At 37.5% G+C, this 21,341-nt stretch carries 17 protein-coding genes; all 17 read left to right on the top strand.

Annotation, left to right across the window (positions count from 1 at the left end; translation table 11 throughout):
• The first annotated feature begins 216 nt into the window (after window positions 1–216).
• The gene (locus BN985_RS12935) at window positions 217–600 is read left to right on the top strand and encodes a DUF3397 family protein (protein WP_042223866.1); all 384 of its coding nucleotides are present in this window, start codon (window positions 217–219) and stop codon (window positions 598–600) included.
• Between the two features lie 89 nt (window positions 601–689).
• Window positions 690–2,309, top strand: coding sequence for a bacillithiol biosynthesis cysteine-adding enzyme BshC (bshC, locus tag BN985_RS12930; protein ID WP_042223865.1), 1,620 nt, complete (start codon window positions 690–692; stop codon window positions 2,307–2,309).
• A gap of 188 nt (window positions 2,310–2,497) precedes the next feature.
• Window positions 2,498–2,929: a division/cell wall cluster transcriptional repressor MraZ gene (gene mraZ / locus BN985_RS12925; RefSeq protein ID WP_042223864.1), complete on the top strand. Its 432-nt coding sequence runs from the start codon at window positions 2,498–2,500 to the stop codon at window positions 2,927–2,929.
• Window positions 2,930–2,973: 44 nt separating this feature from the next.
• Entirely contained in the window at window positions 2,974–3,951 is a 978-nt protein-coding gene (gene rsmH, locus BN985_RS12920; protein ID WP_042223863.1) for a 16S rRNA (cytosine(1402)-N(4))-methyltransferase RsmH, read from the top strand.
• Entirely contained in the window at window positions 3,951–4,328 is a 378-nt protein-coding gene (gene ftsL / locus BN985_RS12915; RefSeq protein WP_042223862.1) for a cell division protein FtsL, read from the top strand. Before rsmH ends, ftsL begins: the two co-directional genes overlap by 1 nt.
• A gap of 15 nt (window positions 4,329–4,343) precedes the next feature.
• On the top strand, window positions 4,344–6,572 hold the full coding sequence (locus BN985_RS12910) for a penicillin-binding protein (protein ID WP_042223861.1): 2,229 nt from the start codon (window positions 4,344–4,346) through the stop codon (window positions 6,570–6,572).
• A gap of 82 nt (window positions 6,573–6,654) precedes the next feature.
• The gene (locus BN985_RS12905; RefSeq protein WP_042223860.1) at window positions 6,655–8,586 is read left to right on the top strand and encodes a stage V sporulation protein D; all 1,932 of its coding nucleotides are present in this window, start codon (window positions 6,655–6,657) and stop codon (window positions 8,584–8,586) included.
• 194 nt (window positions 8,587–8,780) lie between these two features.
• A complete protein-coding gene (locus BN985_RS12900; protein ID WP_042223858.1) occupies window positions 8,781–10,256 on the top strand; it encodes a UDP-N-acetylmuramoyl-L-alanyl-D-glutamate--2,6-diaminopimelate ligase in 1,476 nt (491 codons plus the stop codon).
• A 2-nt stretch (window positions 10,257–10,258) separates the two neighbouring features.
• The gene (locus BN985_RS12895) at window positions 10,259–11,611 is read left to right on the top strand and encodes a UDP-N-acetylmuramoyl-tripeptide--D-alanyl-D-alanine ligase (protein WP_042223857.1); all 1,353 of its coding nucleotides are present in this window, start codon (window positions 10,259–10,261) and stop codon (window positions 11,609–11,611) included.
• A 40-nt stretch (window positions 11,612–11,651) separates the two neighbouring features.
• Complete coding sequence (mraY, locus tag BN985_RS12890) at window positions 11,652–12,638, top strand: phospho-N-acetylmuramoyl-pentapeptide-transferase (RefSeq protein WP_042223856.1); 987 nt, start codon at window positions 11,652–11,654, stop codon at window positions 12,636–12,638.
• On the top strand, window positions 12,635–13,984 hold the full coding sequence (gene murD / locus BN985_RS12885) for a UDP-N-acetylmuramoyl-L-alanine--D-glutamate ligase (RefSeq protein ID WP_042223854.1): 1,350 nt from the start codon (window positions 12,635–12,637) through the stop codon (window positions 13,982–13,984). The genes mraY and murD overlap by 4 nt, the downstream gene beginning before the upstream one ends.
• Before the next feature lie 95 nt (window positions 13,985–14,079).
• Window positions 14,080–15,180 (top strand): stage V sporulation protein E, encoded by a 1,101-nt coding sequence (gene spoVE, locus BN985_RS12880; protein ID WP_042224099.1) that lies wholly within the window; start codon window positions 14,080–14,082, stop codon window positions 15,178–15,180.
• A 183-nt stretch (window positions 15,181–15,363) separates the two neighbouring features.
• Window positions 15,364–16,161, top strand: coding sequence for a cell division protein FtsQ/DivIB (locus tag BN985_RS12875; protein WP_042223852.1), 798 nt, complete (start codon window positions 15,364–15,366; stop codon window positions 16,159–16,161).
• 251 nt (window positions 16,162–16,412) lie between these two features.
• Entirely contained in the window at window positions 16,413–17,693 is a 1,281-nt protein-coding gene (gene ftsA, locus BN985_RS12870; protein WP_042223851.1) for a cell division protein FtsA, read from the top strand.
• A 141-nt stretch (window positions 17,694–17,834) separates the two neighbouring features.
• The gene (gene ftsZ / locus BN985_RS12865; RefSeq protein WP_042223850.1) at window positions 17,835–18,977 is read left to right on the top strand and encodes a cell division protein FtsZ; all 1,143 of its coding nucleotides are present in this window, start codon (window positions 17,835–17,837) and stop codon (window positions 18,975–18,977) included.
• 666 nt (window positions 18,978–19,643) lie between these two features.
• Complete coding sequence (gene spoIIGA, locus BN985_RS12860) at window positions 19,644–20,564, top strand: sigma-E processing peptidase SpoIIGA (RefSeq protein ID WP_042223849.1); 921 nt, start codon at window positions 19,644–19,646, stop codon at window positions 20,562–20,564.
• 16 nt (window positions 20,565–20,580) lie between these two features.
• Window positions 20,581–21,300, top strand: coding sequence for an RNA polymerase sporulation sigma factor SigE (gene sigE, locus BN985_RS12855; protein WP_042223848.1), 720 nt, complete (start codon window positions 20,581–20,583; stop codon window positions 21,298–21,300).
• Window positions 21,301–21,341: the final 41 nt, after the last annotated feature.

Genomic DNA, 21,341 nt, shown 5'->3' with positions numbered 1-21,341 from the left:
ATAGAAAAATTCTGAGGGAATTGAAAGGAATAAATAATAACTCTTTTCAGTTTCTTTCTTGTTTTTTATTAAATTGCCGGGAGAATAGCGTTTATGAGGTTGTGAATGTCGAATAGAAATACTACTATATGAATTAATTTTTAGTTCACTTTGGTATCACATCGTTCTCATATAGGTTAGAATAACAAGAATAATAGCAGAAGGGGTTTAGAAATTATGGCGCATTTATTAACGTATATTAGCAGTATATTTATTATCGCTCCCTTTTTAGCAACCTGGTTGATTTATCTGGGTGCGTTAAAGTTATACAAACAAAAAAGACGTGCTTTTCATGTAGCGGTGAATATAAGTACCCCACTATATATAATTGCTACTGTATTATTAATATCACACTTGTTTGGTATGAACGTCACTGGAGTAGTAGTGATCGTTCTACTCGGAATGATGATGATAATTATGTTTCTACAGTGGAAATATAATATGGAGGTAATACTAGGGAGAGCATTAAAACTTTTGTGTCGTATTTGCTTTTTGTTGTTTTCTTTTCTTTATCTTCTATTAATTGTATATGGGTTAATTCACCGAGTTTTTTTCTACTAAAAAAGCTGTAAAACAGAATACATGAATTTTTGCTTGAATTTATGTACAATACATATTGGAGATTATGAAATAAAAGGAGCACGGGGTCTATGCAGGTTGAGGCAGTTCAAATACATAAAGAAAATAAATTATTACAGGATTACCGTAATAACGACCCAAATATTATGCAATTCTTTCAATACCACCCGTACGATGATTTTAAACAACGTTTATCAGAGCTTAAAGACCGGTCATTTGACAGGGATAAGCTTAGTCAATTATTAAATGACATGAATAGCAAATGGGGAGTTCCAGAATCCTCTATAGCTAATATAGCAAGGCTAAAACAAAAAGAAAGTGTAGTGGTTGTGGGGGGGCAGCAAGCAGGAATCTTAACAGGTCCTATGTATACGATTAATAAAATTATTTCTATTATTCAACTTGCAAAGCAACAAGAAGAAGTATTGGATATCCCAGTCATCCCTGTTTTTTGGATCGCCGGGGAGGACCATGATTTTGCTGAGATCAACCATATTTTTGTACCTGAAATGCCAAAAATGAAAAAGTTTAAGTTATTTCAGCAAGCTTTAGGCAAGCAATCCGTTTCCGATATTGAGTTGGAAAAAGAAGGGGCAGAGAGCTGGGTGAACCAATTGTTTGAACAGCTTGAAGAAACTAGTAATACTAAGGATTTGCACAAGACAATTTTATCCTGTCTTGATTTGGCGAAGTCCTATGTAGACTTTTTTGCCCGTCTTGTTTATAAGTTGTTTCCAAATGAAGGACTTGTGTTAATTAACTCTTCTGATAAAGCTTTGAGAGAGTTAGAGGGTAAGCACTTTGACTCACTTATCAAGGTACAGCCTGAAATAAGTAAAGAAGTTTTTAAAACTAGTAAGGAAATAAACCATTTGGGTTATTCTATTTCCCTAGAACTAGACAAAGAAGATGGCCATCTTTTCTATCATGATGGCGGAGAAAGAATACTTTTAGTTAAAGATAAAGAGGGAACGTGGTCTGGTAAACAAAATGAGATTAAATTAACCACACAGGAATTACGACAGATTGCTATGGAACAACCTTACAATCTAAGCAATAATGTAGTCACTCGTCCAATTATGCAGGACCTAGTATTACCAACTCTTGCCTTTATTGGTGGTCCAGGTGAGATCGGCTATTGGTCTGTATTAAAGCCAGCGTTTGATGCAATGCAAATTAAGATGCCTCCTGTTTTGCCTCGATTATCTTTTACATTTGTTGAGCGGAGTGTTGAAAAAGCGTTAATGAAATATAATATTAATGTAGAGAATGCCGTGAATAATGGTGTTGAAGTCATGAAACAGGAATGGTTAGATAATAAGCAAAACCCGCCTATTGATAGTCTAAGCGAAGAGATTAGGCAAAAAATCACAGAGGTACACAAACCACTGCGTGAGATGGCAAAAGAAATGCGACCTGACCTGGGAGATTTGGCTGATAAAAATCTACAATACTTACAGGACACAGTTCACTTTTTAGAAAAAAGACTTAAGAAAGCCGTAGAGGAGAAATATGCAAGAGAAATAGCAGAATTCGATTTAATTACGATGTCTCTAAAGCCTGACGGGAGTTTCCAAGAAAGAATTTGGAACCCTATCTTTTGGTTGAATAATCACGGCATTAAATTTATCGAAGTTTTAACAAACGAAAATCTATCCATAAAAACACCTCATTATGTGGTAAGGTTATAAGCACCACCTTCTCCCACCAATGATCTGTTTAAGAAAAAAGTTGCCCAGCCTTGCTGTGGCAGCTTTTTTCTTGTGCGCATATCCTCCTTGAAAACAATATTTGTTTTCAAATTAATAATTATGGGGAAACTAGTGGTGAATAGTGGGGAGATGTGGTAACATGTAAATATGAAAGTGGGGCGAACTGTATGTTCATGGGCGAATTCCAGCATAACATTGATGCAAAAGGAAGAATTATCGTTCCTTCCAAGTTCCGTGATGAGCTTGGTGAGACATTTATTGTAACGCGTGGACTAGACAAATGTCTGTTTGCCTACCCCATGAATGAATGGAAATTATTAGAAGATAAATTAAAAAAACTCCCACTTACCAAAAAAGATGCCAGAGCTTTTACGAGGTTCTTCTTTTCTGGAGCAGTTGAATGTGAAGTGGATAAGCAGGGAAGAATAAACCTTCCACAGCCACTTAGAGGTTATGCGGCACTGGATAAAGAGTGTGTGGTAATTGGTGTCTCTAATCGTATTGAGTTCTGGGCTAGCGAAAACTGGGAGGATTATTTTAATGACTCTGAAGAATCTTTCGCAGAAATCGCTGAGAATTTAATGGATTTTGACATTTAAATAGCCCACAAGGCAAAAGGAATTAACAAAAGTAGGTGGATGACATGTTTGAACATTATAGTGTATTAAAGCAAGAAACAATAGAAGGTTTGGCAGTTAAAGCTACTGGTACATATGTAGATTGTACAGTCGGTGGTGGTGGCCATTCGGAAGTTATTGCTTCAAAGCTCCAAGAGGGTGGCAAATTAATTGCATTTGATCAGGATAAGGACGCTTTGCAAGCAGCCAAAGAAAGGCTAGTAGCATATGAAGATCGTATTCTGTTCATTCATTCTAATTTCAGTGGACTTGAAGAAGCCCTACTTGAACACGGAATTAAAGAAGTGGATGGCATTTTGTTTGATTTAGGTGTTTCCTCTCCACAATTGGACAGAGGAGAAAGAGGATTTAGCTACCAACATGATGCGCTTTTGGATATGAGAATGGACCAAAGCAATGAGCTAAACGCATATGAAATCATTAATAACTGGTCCTATCACGAACTTGTCTCCATCTTTTTTAAATATGGAGAAGAGAAATTTTCCAAACAAATTGCTCGTAAAATTGAACGGTATCGTGAAGAAAAACCAATCGAAACAACACATGAGCTTGTAGAAATTATTAAAGAAGGTATCCCAGCAGCAACTCGCCGTAAAGGGGGGCACCCTGCAAAAAGAGTCTTCCAAGCGTTGCGAATAGCGGTAAACGATGAATTGCAAGTCTTTAATAACGCTTTGCATCAAGCAGCCAGAATGACTAGTTTGCACGGAAGAATTGTTGTAATTACCTTTCATTCACTTGAAGACCGATTATGTAAGCAAGCATTTAAGAAATGGAGTACTGCTAAACCAACACCCAAAAACCTGCCTATAATACCTGAGTCTCATGAGGCCCCGTTTAAGGTTGTAACACGAAAACCTGTGATCGCTGGAGACGAGGAGCTTGAAGCCAATCGTAGATCTCGATCAGCGAAACTGCGAATTATTGAAAAAGTAAAAGTTTGGGATGAATCATTCAATTATGCGGAAGGGTGGAAGAAATAATGAGCGCAAATCATGCACGTCAATGGCAACAGCCAAGGACACAAGAAAGACCGGACCAACAAAAAGTTGCTGTAAAAGTTCAAAAGCAAGGTTGGATTACAAAAGGAGAAAAGATAATTTATTCGGCAGTAGGAGCAATGCTAGTTGCTACTGGCATATTTGTCGTTTCTTTTTCATCAACTACAGATACCTTAAACCGAGATCTTCAACGACTTGAACAAACAGTGCAAACTCAACAAATGACGAATGAAGGATTAACTTTTGAAATGAAAGAATTAAGCAGACCAGAACGTATTACGAAAATTGCAAAAGAAAACGGGCTTAAAATACAGGATGCACAAGTGAAGCAAACTACCGCATATAACGAATCTGAGTAATCTGGGGAGAAAGATATGAGGAAAAACCGTACCACACATTTTATGGCTGGTATTTTAATCATTATTTTTGTCGGTGTTTTTTTACTTTTAACTGGTAGATTTCTTTATATCCAGGCTACTGGTGAGATAAACGATGTTTCATTAGAAGAATGGGCAGAACAGAAACGTACATCTTCTTATACAATGGCTGCCGAGCGTGGAAAGATTTTCGACAACAATGGCATGGCATTAGCGTATGACAGGCCCACCTTTCGTATGTACGCAATTCTAGATGAAGCCTACACTGGTGAAGCAAAAGAGCCAAAGCATGTAGTAGATCCTGAAAAAACAGCAAAAGAGTTAGCACCATTGTTGGATGTTAAGGAAGAAGAGTTGCTTGAAACGATAAAAAGTGGGATAGAAAAGAAACGTTTTCAAGTAGAATTCGGAAATGCTGGAAAAGAGTTGTCGCAACAAAAAAAAGATGAGATAGCAGAGAAGAAACTTCCAGGAATTAAATTTGAGGAAGAAGCATTGCGTTATTATCCAAATGGTATGTTTGCCTCCCAGGTTATTGGGTTTGCAAGAGATACTGAAGTTAAAGATGAAAATGGCAACACGTTACATGAAATTAAAGGGATTGCCGGAATTGAAAACGTAATGGACGATATCCTTAAAGGTATTGATGGTAAAATTACTTATCAACGGGATAAATATAATAAAAAGCTACTAGATCCTAGTGAAGTGGTAACAACACCGGAAAATGGAGATGACATTTACTTAACGATTGACCAAAAAATTCAAACATTACTTGAGGATGCGATGACGCAAGTTGATTCAAAGTACAACCCGGAAAGAATGAGTGCCGTTGTAATGAATCCGAAAACCGGCGAGATTGTGGCGATGAGTAATCGTCCAAGTTATAATCCCAACGATCCAAGTAATGTAGAGAACTGGTATAACGATGTTATATCCACCCCCTTTGAGCCAGGCTCAACTGTTAAGATGTTTACGTGGGCTGCTGCAATTGAAGAAGGTGTCTATAATGGAGAGGAAAGCTTTGAATCAGGTAGCTACCGGCCTAACAAGCAAGTAAAATCAATTGGTGATCATAATCGAGGAGAAGGCTGGGGACCTATTTCTTATGACGAAGGGTTTCAACGGTCTTCTAACGTAGCTGCGGCCAAATTAGCCTGGGAAAAGATTGGGTCAGATACATTTTTGGAATATCTAAAAGCCTTTCAGTTAGATGAAGTGACAGGGATAGACTTACCAGGAGAAGTGAAGGGTGAGATCCTTTATAACTGGCCTTTAGAGAAAATCACCTCTTCTTTCGGTCAGGGAAGTACAATGACCCCAATACAACAATTGAAGGCAGCCACAGCAATTGCGAATAACGGAGAAATGTTACAGCCATACGTTATTAAAAAAATAGTCGATCCAGATACAGGGAAGACGGTTGAAGAAAAGTCGAAGAACGTAGTAGGCAAGCCAATATCCGAAGATACAGCAAACCATGTTTTAAAATTACTTGAATCCGTCGTGAATGGCGAGCATGGTACAGGAAAAATGTATAAACTTGACGATTACACAGTTGGTGGCAAAACCGGGACAGCTCAAATACCGAACAATGAACCGGGTGGGGGAGCTTATATGAGCGGGAAAGAAAACCATGTCTTTTCCTTCCTTGGAATGGCGCCTATTGATGATCCACAGTTAATGATGTATGTAACAGTCAAGCAGCCAGAACTAGAGCCAACCGAGACGGGAGCTGATCCTGTATCATTTATCTTTAAAAACGTTATGGAAAATGGCTTGCATTACTTAAATATTAGTCCAGATAACGAAACCACTGAAGAAACAAAGCATATAGAAGTCCCTAGCATAATAGGTAAAAAAGTAAAAGATGTACTTAAAGATTTTGAGGATAAAGGAATACGCACCACAGCCTTAGGAAACGGTGAAGTAATAGCTGCTAATGTGGAAGAAGGAGAAACTATTTTAGCCAATGATCATGTTATCCTTGTTACTGACAATCCGGAAATGCCGAATGTTAAGGGCTGGTCGTTAAGAGAAGTGCTTCAACTTTCTAACCTATTAGAGCTGGAAACAGATACTACAGGTAGTGGTTTCGTAACTACTCAAAGTATAAAAGCTGGCACGCAAATAAAAAAAGGGGATTCTCTTAGTATAGAATTGCTCCCACCGAATAATGAGCAAGAGGAAGATAACGACTCAGGCGAGGAAGAGCAAGAAGATGAATAAATAAACTACATGAAACAGCGTTCTATTCTGTTTTTTAAATCATATAGTGGATACAAGCCTACCTATGAAAAGGGGATGGAAAATGAAACGTGTATCTACTGTCACTGTAAAAAAACGAATTGTTGCTGTTTTTCTTTTTGGTTTACTCATCTTTAGTATTATCGATATAAGGCTAGGATATGTTCAATTTGTAATAGGTGACAAACTAGTTGGACAGGCTAATGAGCTTTGGACAAGGGATATTGTGTTTGAGCCGGAAAGAGGACAAATTTTAGATACAGATGGTGAGGTGTTAGCGGATAATGTGACAGCTCCATCTATTGTAGCTGTGCCCAGACAGATTAGTGACCCAGAGAAGACTGCAGAGAATTTGGCAAGTATTTTAGATGTCTCAGTCGATAAAGTTTTGGCTGATATTACGAAAAATGCTTCCAGTGTAAACTTGCGCCCAGAGGGAATTAAAATTAGTGAAAAACAAGAGCTGGCTATTCGTACATTGAATATGGATGGGATATATTTAGCTAAAGATTCAAAGAGGCATTACCCTAATGGTGAAGATCTTTCCCATGTGTTAGGATTTGCTGGAATTGATAACCAAGGTTTAATGGGGTTAGAACTATATTATGATGAGATGCTCAAAGGGAAGGAAGGCAGTTTGTCGTTTTATTCTGATGCAAAAGGTAGAAGACTTGATAGTTTAGCAGATGTTTATACACCACCTGAAGATGGACTCAATTTAAAAACTACTATAAATTCTAAGGTACAGACGATTATAGAACGAGAACTCGACCTAGCTGTTTCAAAGTATAGTCCAGATGGAGCACTTGCTATAGCGGTAAACCCTAAGACGGGTGGCATTCTTGGGATGAGCTCTAGACCAAATTTCCACCCGGAAAATTACCAAGAAGTAGACTCTAATATTTTTGATCGAAACTTACCTATCTGGAGTACTTATGAGCCTGGATCTACCTTTAAAATCATAACGTTGGCTGCAGCTTTAGAAGAAGCAGTTGTGGACTTGGAAAAGGATCATTATAATGATGATGGGTCTATAAATGTTGATGGAAGTGAACTTCATTGCTGGAAAAGTGGAGGACATGGACAGCAAACTTATCTTGAAGTTGTTCAAAATTCTTGTAACCCCGGCTTTGTTACACTTGGTCAAAAGCTCGGGAAAGAGAAGTTGTTTTCCTATATCGACCAATTCGGATTTGGTGAAAAAACTGGTGTTGATTTGCAAGGTGAGGGTAATGGAATCTTATTTGCAGAAGACAGAGTTGGACCAGTCGAACTTGCTACTACCGCGTTTGGCCAAGGAGTATCCGTGACACCAATTCAACAGGTTATGGCTGTTGCCGCATCGATAAATGGTGGATATTTATATGAACCGTATCTTGCTGAGTCATGGATTGATCCAAAAACAAATGATGTTGTAGATGATCATGAACCAAAGGTTAAACGTAAAGTTATTTCTGAAGAAACATCTAAAGAAGTCCGTTACGCTTTGGAGAGTGTTGTCGCTCAAGGAACGGGGCGTCCTGCTTATGTAGACGGTTATCGTGTCGGTGGCAAAACCGGTACAGCTCAAAAAGTTGGACCTAATGGAAGATATATGGAAAACAACTATGTGGTTTCCTTTATAGGTTTCGCACCTGCTGATGATCCGGAAATTGTAGTTTATGTTGCGGTAGATAATCCAAAAAATACTGTTCAATTTGGTGGGGTAGTAGCTGCCCCTATTGTAGGTAGTATCATAGGTGACAGTCTACAGGCTATGGAAGTTGAACCACGTACCGGGGGGATAGATAAAGAATATCAATGGCCCGAAGAACCAAAAGTAGAGGTTCCAGATCTAATTGGTTTAACAAAAGAAGAACTAACAGAATATATGACAAACCTTTCTATTGAAACAAGTGGGGAAGGGGATTATATTATTGATCAGGCACCAAGTCCTGGTACTAAGGTGGAACAAGGCTCGAAAATGAGAATTTATTTAAACGAAAAAGATCGTTAAACGAATAAAAATTTGCTATAATGGTTACGCATGAAAAACATTGGTTTATATTTTAATAAGTGAAGAATCTACTTTTTAACAATTATATCGATAAATAATTATGTAATTTAATAAGAGGGTGTGATAACACCCTCTTAAATTTGAGTCTTACTGAGAATACATATGTAGACATTATGAAAGATAGGATGTTATTTATGAAATTAACAGATTTAATGAAAGTAATACCTTTTTACCATACAACAGCTCCTATAGAAGGCATGGAAATTGCTTCCGTAGAAATGGACTCACGGACTGCTAGCCCGAATAGTCTGTTTGTTTGTATTTCAGGCTATACCCAAGATGGCCATGATTTTGTGGATCAAGCGGTTACGAACGGAGCAATTGCTATTATTGCAGAGAAACCAGTTCAGACAACTGTGCCTGTGATCATAGTTAGAGATACTGACAGAGTATTGTCAATGCTTGCTGTCAGTTTTTATAAGAACCCTACCAAGGATCTGCCATTGATTGGTGTGACTGGAACGAATGGAAAAACAACCGTAACATACTTGCTCGAAAACATCTTTAATAAGCATAATAAGAAAACAGGTGTGATCGGAACCATTCAAATGAAAATTGGGGAGGAAACTTATCCAGTTAATAATACAACACCAGATTCGTTAAGTTTACAAAAATTCTTTAGCAGTATGCTAGATAAAAATGTAGACCAAGCAATAATGGAAGTTTCTTCTCATGCTTTGGATATGGGACGGGTTTATGGATGTGAATATGATATTGCTATTTTCACCAACCTTTCACAGGATCATTTAGATTATCATAAAGATATAGATGATTATTTACGTGCAAAAAGTCTTTTGTTTGCTCAGTTAGGGAATACTTATGTAAAGCACAGTCCTAAATTTGCTATATTAAATGAGGATGACGCAGCAAGCATTGTGCTTAAGCGTAGCACTGCTCAACATGTCTTAACTTACTCTTGTAAAAAAGAAGCAGATGTTACAGCACATAATATTCGTTTAGATGCTGGTGGAACGTCCTTTATACTAAAAACACCAGTGGGAGACATCGAAATTAATTCCAAGTTAATCGGAATGTTCAATGTTTATAACATGCTTGCAGCTAGCACAGCAGCAATTGCAAAGGATGTTCCGCTAACGGTTATTAAAGATGCGCTTGAGAGCATAACAGGGGTAAACGGTAGATTCGAGCCTGTCGACGAAAAACAAGATTATGCCGTGATTGTGGACTATGCACACACTCCCGATTCGTTAGAAAATGTTTTGCAGACCATTAAGGATTTTGCTGAACGTAAGGTATATGTAGTTGTAGGATGCGGTGGAGACCGCGACCGAACAAAGCGGCCGCTAATGGCTGGAATTGCACTACAATATGCTGATCGGGCAATTTTCACTTCAGACAATCCACGTACTGAGGATCCGACACAAATTCTAGAAGATATGACAAAGGACTTATTAAATAGCAAGGAAGAATACGATGTAATAACAGATAGGAAAGAAGCGATTCAGCATGCGATAAAGCTAGCTGAAAAAGACGATATTATTTTAATTGCAGGAAAGGGTCATGAGACTTACCAGCAAATAGGACTTGTAAAATATGACTTTGATGATCGCGAAGTGGCGCGACATGCCATTCGGATAAAGGGGAATTAGAAATGTTGTTTACAACAAATTGGCTTGAGGAGTTTCTGACACCCATGTCAGAAACAGATAACCATTTAGAAATATACGAAGTGACAACTGACAGTAGGAAGCATTCCACAAATGCCCTATTTATACCTCTTGTGGGTGAGAATTTCGATGGACATACCTACTTAGAACAAGCTGTTGATAATGGGGCCGTTGCGACAATTTGGGATAAAAGCAAGCCATTACCAAAGGATCTCGATTCTTCTTTTATTGTTTACGAAGTTGAGGATACTTTAAAGTCTTTGCAGAAAATTGCTTTACAATATAGAAATGAAATAGACCCTACTGTCATAGGCATAACTGGGTCGAATGGAAAAACGACAACCAAAGATATGGTAGCGTCTATCATGAAGACAACGTTTAAAACCCACCATACACAGGGGAATTTCAACAACCATATAGGGTTACCTCTTACCATTTTATCCATGGCACGAGATACAGAACTGCTAGTATTAGAAATGGGAATGAGTCAGGCTGGGGAGATCGACACTCTTACACATATTGCAAACCCAGACTATGCTATTATAACGAATATCGGTGAATCACATATTGAGTATCTTGGCTCTCGTGAAGGTATTGCAAAAGCGAAATTAGAAATAGCAAATGGGCTGAAATCGGAAGGTGCGCTACTGATGGATGGCGACGAACCATTACTTTCACATAAGCATGAGCAAACTAATGTCGTAACGTGCGGTTTCAATCCTAGTAACAAGCATGTCATTACATCCGTAAACATCCAACAGGATAAAACGGCGTTTAAGTTAAATGGTCAATCTTATACGATCCCTTTACTTGGAAAGCATCATGCGTTAAATGCTGCTTTGGCCGTGACTGTAAGTGAGAAATTAGGTGTCTCACAGGCAAGTATTCAGCAAGGGTTACAGGACTTAGAGATGACTACAATGCGCTTTCAGCTATTAGATGGCAAGCAAGAGGCTTCCATTATTAATGATGCATACAATGCTTCTGCTACATCCATGAAGGCTGCCATTGAAGTAGTAATGCAAATGGAGGGCTTCACAAAAAAAGTTTTAGTACTTGGAGACATATTGGAGCTTGGAGAACACGCTGAGAAGTTACATCGTTCTGTGGCAGAAGTTATTAAATCACCAATTGATACCGTCTATACCTTCGGTGAAAGTGCAAAATGGATTAGTTTGGAACTTGAAAGAAAAGAAAGCAGTGTAACGATTGAGCATTTTACAACAAAGGAAGCTCTTATTGAGGCACTTCAACCATATTTAAATAAAGATACACTTATACTGTTTAAGGCATCAAGAGGATTAAAATTTGAAACAATGGTAGAGGCTATAAGCTAGCCATTCCAGTTGGACGGTTAATCTACAAGGAGGAGAAGCAGTGAAAATTTCAGTTTTATTAATTACGATTGCTATAGCATTTTTAATTACCGTCCTTTTATCTCCAATATTTATTCCATTTTTAAGAAGATTAAAGTTTGGACAAAGCATTCGAGAAGAAGGGCCAAAATCACATCAAAAAAAGACAGGTACACCAACAATGGGTGGGCTTATGATTGTCTTCAGTATTGTGATTACTTCCATTATTATGGCATTAAAAGCAGGAGCAGAAGGTATAGGCTATGAAATCTGGCTATTAATTTTTGTTTTGTTTGGTTATGGAGTACTAGGGTTTTTAGATGATTATATAAAGGTGGCAATGAAGCGAAACCTTGGTTTAACTTCTAAGCAGAAAATGGCTGGGCAAATTGTAATTGCACTTGTATTTTACTTTATATTACAGAGTCAGGGATTTGATACGTTTATCCAAATCCCGGGTACTTCCTTACAGGTCGAACTTGGTTGGGGGTATGCGATACTTACTATCGTTATGCTAGTCGGTGCTTCCAATGCGGTTAATCTTACTGACGGTTTAGATGGACTTTTAGCAGGGACAGCGGCGATTGCTTTTGGAGCATTCGGAATTCTAGCGTGGTACGGTTTTCCGCAAAATGAGGTGGCTATATTCTCATTAGCTGTAGTCGGGGCACTACTTGGCTTTCTCGTATTTAATGCCCATCCAGCGAAAGTTTTTATGGGGGATACAGGATCGCTTGCACTCGGAGGCGCCATTGCAGCTATCGCTATTTTGACAAAACTTGAAATCATTCTAGTTATTATTGGTGGGGTTTTTGTTATAGAAACGCTCTCAGTTATTATTCAAGTTATATCTTTTAAAACAACTGGAAAAAGAGTATTTAAAATGAGTCCAATCCATCACCATTATGAATTACTAGGTTGGTCTGAATGGCGTGTTGTTACGACCTTTTGGCTTATCGGTCTTGTTTTTGCCGCGCTTGGTATTTATATAGAGGTGGGATTAAATTGAAGCAGCTAACAGATTTTCCATACTCCAACGTACTAGTGCTTGGCCTAGCAAGAAGCGGAACCGCTGCAGCTAATGTATTACTTGATAGTAACCGTAATGTGCGAATCAATGATATGCAGGCAAAAGAAGACGACGAAACTGTTGAGGAGCTGAAGTCCAAAGGAGCAGAGGTTATTCTAGGTACTCATCCGCTTCATGTACTTGATGGAATAGATATTGTTGTGAAAAATCCAGGAATACCATACGACAATAATATTTTAATTGAAGCTACAAGAAGGGATATTCCCATAATTACCGAAATAGAGCTTGCTGGACAATTAGCGGATGGAGAGATTATTGCCATTACTGGTTCAAATGGCAAAACCACGACCACAACGCTAACGAACGAGATGCTTTCCAAAAGTAATTTGCCAGTTAAAGTAGCAGGCAACATTGGGTTAGTTGCAACAGAAATAGCACAGCTAGTCGACAGAAAAGAATCACTTGTTTTGGAACTATCTTCTTTTCAGTTATTGGGAATACAACGTTTTAAACCGTCTATTGCAGTGTTACTTAATATCTTTGAAGCACATCTCGATTATCACAAGTCGATGGAAAATTATATGGAGGCAAAATTTAATATTTTTCGGAACCAAACGGAAGAGGACTATCTTGTTTTTAATGCCGATGACTCAAAAATTGCAAGTGTGATTGACAAAGCGTCATCACAAAAAGTGCCTTTCTCTGTCAAACAACGTCTTACAAATGGTGCTTGGATGGATCAAGATTATTTATATTTCCGTGAAGAAAAAGTTATGCCCGTCTCAGATATTGTTTTGGTTGGAGAGCATAACCTTGAAAATATTTTAGCAGCAATTGCAGCTGCCAAGTTACGTGGTGCTACTAACGAAGGAATCTATGAAGTGCTTACTACCTTTTCCGGTGTTAAGCATCGTCTGCAATTTGTAGATAACATTGAGAAACGATTCTTTTATAATGATTCAAAAGCAACGAACATATTAGCTACTCAAAAAGCTCTTTCTTCTTTTAAGCAACCAGTTATTCTACTGGCAGGCGGTCTTGATAGAGGGAATGATTTTGAAGAACTTTTACCTTATTTAAAGTTTGTTAAAGGATTAGTAGTCTTTGGACAGACCTCTGAAAAATTAAGAGAGTTAGGCAAGCAGGCTGACATTTCAACCATTATTAATGCTAATAATGTAGAGGATGCTGTAGAAAAGGCATACGAAGCTTCTGAGGAAGAAGATGTAATCTTACTATCTCCAGCTTGTGCTAGCTGGGATCAATACAGAACCTTTGAAGAAAGAGGAGACATGTTTATACAAGCCGTGCATAGACTGAAATAGGGGGCTTGTCTTAACAATCGTATGTTTTGAACTTATATTACTGGATAACACCCCCGTCTCATTTAAGAAGAAGGGGTGTTTTTTTATTGAGTAAAATAGTAAAGGATTCAAACTCACCTGATTATATACTGATTGCAGTAATTATTGGGCTATTGACGGCAGGTATTGTCATGGTGTATAGCTCATCATACGTATGGGCAGATTATAAATTTGATGATTCGATGTATTACTTAAAACGACAATTGTTATTTGCTGTAGCGGGGATTATTGCAATGATTGCCACAATGCTTGTTCCATATGGAACTTGGAAAAAATATGCAAATATTTTACTTATTATATGCTTTGTTCTTTTATTTCTTGTCCTAATTCCTGGTGTAGGAATGGTAAGAGGAGGAGCACAAAGCTGGATCGGAGTTGGAGCGTTTAGCATTCAACCATCAGAATTTATGAAACTAGGATTGATTATATTCCTGGCAGCCTATCTTGCATCAAATCAAAAATATATTACCTCGTTTAAAAAAGGATTTTTTCCATCTATTATGCTTATTTTTACAGCATTTGGATTAATTATGCTGCAACCTGACCTTGGGACTGGAATGGTGCTTGTATTGACATGTATGGTGATGGTGTTTGTGGCAGGGGCTCGTTATTCACATTTCTTTGGGCTCGCTGCACTCGGTGTAGTGGGATTTGTTGTTCTAATCGCATCTGCACCATATCGTATTAGTAGGATAACCGCTTTCCTAAATCCATGGGAAGACCCTCTAGGGGATGGATTTCAAATTATTCAGTCTTTATATGCAATTGGGCCAGGAGGTTTAATGGGGCTTGGTTTGGGGGAAAGTCTTCAGAAGTACTTTTATTTACCCGAACCACAAACTGATTTTATTTTTGCGATATTAGGTGAAGAGCTAGGCTTTATTGGTGGGAGTACAGTAATTGCATTATTTCTTCTTTTGTTTTGGCGTGGAATAAAAATTGCACTCGAAGCCCCAGATGGATTTGCTCGATTTCTAGCACTTGGTATAATATCGATGCTTGCAATCCAAGCCATGATAAATATTAGTGTTGTAATTGGTCTAATTCCAGTTACTGGTATTACGCTTCCTTTTCTAAGCTATGGCGGCTCTTCCTTAACCCTCACATTGTGTTCGGTGGGGATACTGTTAAATATTAGCAGGTATTCAAAAATTTAAGTTAATATTGAGGGGGAAATTCAACTGGTAAAATTTAATAGATGATTAATCTGAAAAACTTGATAAACTATGAGTGTATACTACATTTCTATTAGGAACTTGTGATATAATTCATGTAACAGGAAACATTGGCTATTTCTAGTCGAAGCTCTTTGTTAATTTTTTATAAAGGAAGAAATGGAGATGAGCCAAAAGAAGATTGTTTCAATCGAGGATCGTATCCCTAAACTGAAACAGGCAAGAAAAAAGAAAGCGAATCGTCGTTTAGTATTCTACCTTTCTATTTTTTTCTTTTTAATATCAATTATTGCTTATTTGCAATCGCCTTTAAGTGATGTAAAAACCATAACTATTAAAGGTAATACATTTTTATCCGATAATGAAATAGTAGAAATGAGTGGCCTTACAACAAAAACGAATATCTGGAGCCTTAATAAAAAAGCTATTCTTGAAGATCTAACTAAAAATCCCATTATAGACTCGGTAGAGGTTAGCAGACAGCTCCCACGTACTGTGTTGATAGAAGTAAATGAATTAAATCGGGTTGGATATATCGAACAAGATAGTAACTATTATCCAGTATTAGGAACGGGTACAGTTTTAAATACCGCTGGCCAGGAGTCTTCAAACGGAGATGCACCCCTGTTGCTCGATTTTAAGGAAGAAGAATATTTACATAGGATGACAGCTGAGCTTGAAAAGCTACCTACTAGTATTCTGAAATTAATTTCGGAAATCTATTGGGTACCAACCGATGAAAATACTAATAAAATTTTGCTTTACATGAACGATGGCTTTTTGGTAGATGGCACAATCAGAGATTTTGCAGAAAAGATGAGAGTATATCCGTCCATTGTTTCCCAGCTTGAAGAAGGAAGCAGAGGGATTATTCATATTGGGGTAGGCGCTTATTTTGAAGCTTTCAACGATTCAACGGAACAAGAAGAGACTGAAGAGGGTAGTGAGGAAGCTGCTGAATGACTAAAACCAATCTTTATGAAAGTCATATAAAGTGTTGGTTGTACGAAACGTATAGTATGTAGTATAAAACCTAATATTATATAAAAAAAGTAACAGAAAAATAAAGGAATCAGCTATTTCTTGTGGAATTACCTATAATATATTTCTTTTTCTAGTATATTACTATAAAATGATATGTTATCAGATAGAAATTTAGGATACTATATAAAAAAAACAGATGAAGATTGCTGAATTTAGGGGGTGCCTTACTTTTGAACAACAGTGATATATTAGTTAGCCTAGATATAGGTACTACAAAAATCAAAGTAATTATTGGAGAAGTATTAAATGACTCATTAAACATTATTGGAGTAGGGTCTGCAAAGTCTAATGGTATGAAAAAAGGTGCCATAGTGGACATTGACCAGACAGTTCAGTCCATACGTAATGCTGTGGAGCAAGCTGAACGGATGGTTGGAATGCAAATTGACCGTGTTGTTGTAGGGATAAACGGCAATCATATTCAATTACAGCCTTGCCATGGTGTGGTGGCAGTCCAAAGTGAAGACAGAGAGATTGGTGATGAGGATATTAATCGTGTGATCGATGGTGCACAGGTTATATCTATCCCACCTGAAAGAGAAATTATTGATGTCATTCCTAAGCAGTTTATTGTCGATGGGCTTGATGAAATAACAGACCCACGTGGGATGATCGGTGTACGATTAGAGATGGAAGGTACCATTATTACATGTTCAAAAACCGTACTCCACAATATTTTAAAATGTGTAGAGCGAGCCAACCTGCAAATTGCAGATATTTGCTTGCAGCCTTTAGCTGCTGGGACAGTAGCCTTATCAAAAGATGAAATGAATATGGGCGTAGCGCTAATTAATATTGGTGGCGGCTGTTCGACAGTTTCTGTTTTTGAAAATGATCATCTTACTGCAACCAGCGTTATACCTTTAGGAGGAGACAATATTACGAAGGACCTCTCTATAGGTATGCGGACAACTTCCGAGGAAGCTGAAGATGTAAAACGTAATTATGGACATGCTTTCTATAATAACGCACAGGAAGAAGAGACCTTCGAGGTGTCTGTTATAGGTAGTAATTCCAAGCAGACGTATAACCAGTTACAAATCTCTGATATGATCGAAGCTAGATTAGAAGAAATTTACGCTTTTGCAGAACGTGAAATTAGAAAATTAGGCTATGGCGAATTGCCTGGTGGTTTTGTATTAACAGGAGGTACAGTGACAATGCCTGGTGTGCTAGAGTTAGCCCAGGATATGTTCCATACAAGTGTCCGAATAGCAATTCCTGATTACATAGGTGTTCGGGAACCGCAATTTACCGCAGGAGTAGGAATCTTGCAATTTGCATACCGAAATGCGAAAATACAGGGAAAAGAGTTATTTCCTTCTGTTATTGTGCCTGACCAAGATGAAAGGCCAAAAAGAACTAAAAAGCAAACTCAATACAATGAAACGAAAGAAAAAAAGAAAAAGGATTCTAGTATAGCAAACTTGTTCAAGAATTTCTTTGATTGATGTAATAATTTTTATTAACATTGAGATATGGTAGAATTCGATGATCGTTTGGATCTAAACAATAGATTGGAACGAACCCCTTACATATAGGGCAAGTGAGCTTCTGGAGTACATGTAATTTGCATATAGGAGGAACGGAATATGTTAGAGTTTGATACAAATATGGAAGAGTTAGCAACAATTAAAGTAATCGGCGTTGGCGGTGGCGGAAACAATGCTGTTAACCGTATGATAGAACATGGAGTGGAAGGTGTAGAGTTTATCGCTGTAAATACAGACGCTCAAGCACTGAATCTTTCAAAGGCTGAAGTTAAAATTCAGATTGGTGGCAAGCTTACCCGTGGCCTTGGAGCCGGAGCAAACCCTGAAGTAGGAAAAAAAGCTGCTGAAGAAAGCAAAGAACAATTAGAAGAAGTACTTCAAGGAGCGGACATGATCTTCGTTACAGCGGGAATGGGTGGTGGCACAGGTACAGGTGCTGCACCGGTTATCGCACAAATTGCTAAAGACCTTGGTGCATTAACTGTTGGTGTCGTAACGAGACCCTTCTCTTTTGAAGGTAGAAGGCGTTCTACCCAAGCAATTTCTGGGATCGAGGCACTAAAATCTAGTGTTGACACCCTTATTGTAATACCAAATGACAGATTGCTAGAAATCGTTGATAAAAATACGCCTATGCTTGAAGCCTTCCGTGAGGCTGACAATGTTTTAAGACAAGGTGTGCAAGGTATTTCTGACCTAATTGCTAAACCTGGCTTAATTAATGTCGACTTTGCCGACGTTAAAACAATTATGTTTGATAAAGGATCTGCTCTTATGGGGATTGGTGTAGCGACAGGTGAAACACGTGCAACTGAAGCTGCTAAAAAAGCAATTTCATCTCCATTGCTTGAAACTTCAATTGATGGGGCACACGGAATACTAATGAATATTACAGGTGGAACAAACTTAAGCTTGTATGAGGTCCAAGAAGCTGCTGACCTTGTTACTTCAGCGGCTGATAATGAAGTTAACGTAATCTTCGGTTCAGTAATTAATGAAGACCTTAAGGACGAAATTGTTGTTACGGTAATTGCTACAGGTTTTGATGAGGCTGTACAAAAAGCAGAAAAGCAACCTAAACAACAGACACAGCGCCCTGTAATTAACCATAATCAACATGCAGCTACTCGTGCAAATGATGAGGCTCCAGCTAGAGAAAACTCTCAACCACGCAGTACAAAGCAAGAAGAAGATACATTGGATATTCCAACGTTCTTAAGAAATCGAAACCGCAACCGTTAAATTCGGGTGGTGAAAATGAACCCTGTTATTCAGGGTTCATTTTTTTATTGCTATTTTAGGCAATTTTAGATCAACACTAAAAATAATAACAAACTAAAAGAATGAGATCTAACTCTGGCATCTAGCAATTAGTCGACACCCACATTTACTTTACGTTCAAGCAAACTTACTGATTTGATTAACTAGAGCTTAGGCACAAAAATCTTTATTAGATCAATTTATCATTTTCTCTCCATACCACTTTTTCAGTTGGTTTCTTCCATTCGCTAAATTTGTCTAAATAACTATGAGGCGCTAGAACCAACTACTACTCCTGGACTTTCTTTTCCTGACAAACAACATTTTTATTTAATTTCCTACTAACTTATTTCAGGATGACATATTCTTTGATAACTAGTTTAAATTAGCCCCTTTACGCATACAAAAAATGACAGACTTTGCTTTCTTGCTTCGGTATACTTTCATTACTATCTAAATACTCCTACCTACCATACTTTTTAATTTGCATGAAACTGCCCAAACCTTCTATATACTTATGAGATGGATTTGAGGGTGATTAAACTACAAGTGAAAATCAAATTGCTTAACCAACAATCTTTTTAGGAGAAAACATCTGCTGTTTGAAGTTCTATCTTATTTATTCTCCAGCTGAAAGGAAGTACTGTTTTGATCATTTATTTAGATGCTGTCTGGATGTTGAACTTCCTGCTTGATGCAATGTTACTCCTATTAACACAAGCTCTCTGCAGAGAAGCAACCAAAAAATGGAGGATTCTTATTGGAGCATTCATAGCATCTCTATTGGTGCCTATAACGTTTTATTTTCCTGAATCATTTTTTGTAGGGGTGTTTGGGAAAGTTTTGTATTCCGTGTTTATTATATGGAGTACCTTCGGGTTTAAGTCCATTTATCGTACTTTGAAATTGCTTTTAATTTTCTATTTCTCTACCTTTTCTATAGGTGGTGGATTACTAGCCGTACATTTTGTCATTCAGAATCCTGTAACCATCTCTGGTAGCAGTGTTCTCACGTTTAATGGAGGCTATGGAGACCCTGTTAGTTGGGTGTTTGTTGTTATCGGATTTCCAATTATTTGGTTGTTTACAAAGAATCGAATGGACAAGCATGCCGCTGAAAAAATTCGTTATGATCAATTATGTATGGTGACAATTCAGTTAAACAACGAATCCCTTTCTACTCAAGGATACATTGATAGCGGAAATCAGTTGACTGATCCAATTACCAAAAGGCCGGTAGTCATATGTGATGAAAGCTTTCTTAAGAATTGGTTTACTGAAAAAGATTGGCATTTACTTAAATCATCTTATGAGAGTCTGGATTTTGAGCAACTCCCAACTACCTGGGAGAGATTTATTCAAATTGTTCCATATCAAGGGGTGCAAGGAAAAAGTGAATTTCTCTTTACAGTAAGACCGGAAAAGCTAATGGTATATTATGGTGATCAAAAGTTAGTAACATCAAATGTCTTAATTGGAATCCAGTTTGCAGAGTTGGTGAGGGATGGAAGTTACCATTGTCTGTTACATCCACAAATTATAAAACTAGCAGCTATTAGTTCTGCATAAAAAGGGGAGATTAAAATTGAAATCTGTTAAACTACGTCTGCGTCTGTGGTGGTATAAGCTACTCATTAAATTAGGAATTAAATCAGATGAAATTTATTATATTGGTGGAAGTGAAGCTCTTCCGCCACCACTATCCAAACAAGAGGAACAAGAACTTTTAATTTTACTTCCTAAAGGGGATAAAGCAGCAAGAGCGGTTCTGATAGAGCGAAATCTTCGGCTTGTAGTATATATTGCCCGGAAGTTTGAAAATACGGGTATAAATATAGAAGATTTAATTAGTATAGGAACAATTGGTTTAATAAAGGCTGTCAATACATTTAATCCTGAAAAACAAATCAAGTTAGCTACTTACGCTTCAAGGTGTATAGAAAATGAAATCCTTATGTATCTTAGAAGGAATAATAAACTTAAATCTGAAATTTCCTTTGACGAGCCTTTGAATATTGATTGGGATGGAAATGAGTTACTTTTATCTGACGTATTAGGCACAGATGATGATATTATCACCAAAAATCTTGAATCAAATGTAGATAAAAGCCTTTTAAAAAGTGCTCTTTCCCAATTAAATGATCGAGAAAAACAAATCATGGAACTAAGATTTGGCTTAATTGGTCAAGAGGAAAAAACACAAAAAGATGTAGCTGATATGTTAGGTATTTCACAGTCTTATATATCCAGACTGGAGAAAAAAATCATTCGTCGTCTGAAAAAAGAATTTAATAAAATGGTCTAGCCTTATCACTCTAAGATTCAACCCCATTTTAAACTGGTAAG

The organism is Oceanobacillus manasiensis, assembly GCF_000724085.1.
GTDB lineage: Bacteria > Bacillota > Bacilli > Bacillales > Amphibacillaceae > Oceanobacillus_B > Oceanobacillus_B manasiensis.
The sequence above is the reverse complement of the archived record's forward strand: the minus strand, read 5'-3'. Positions and strand labels throughout refer to the sequence as shown.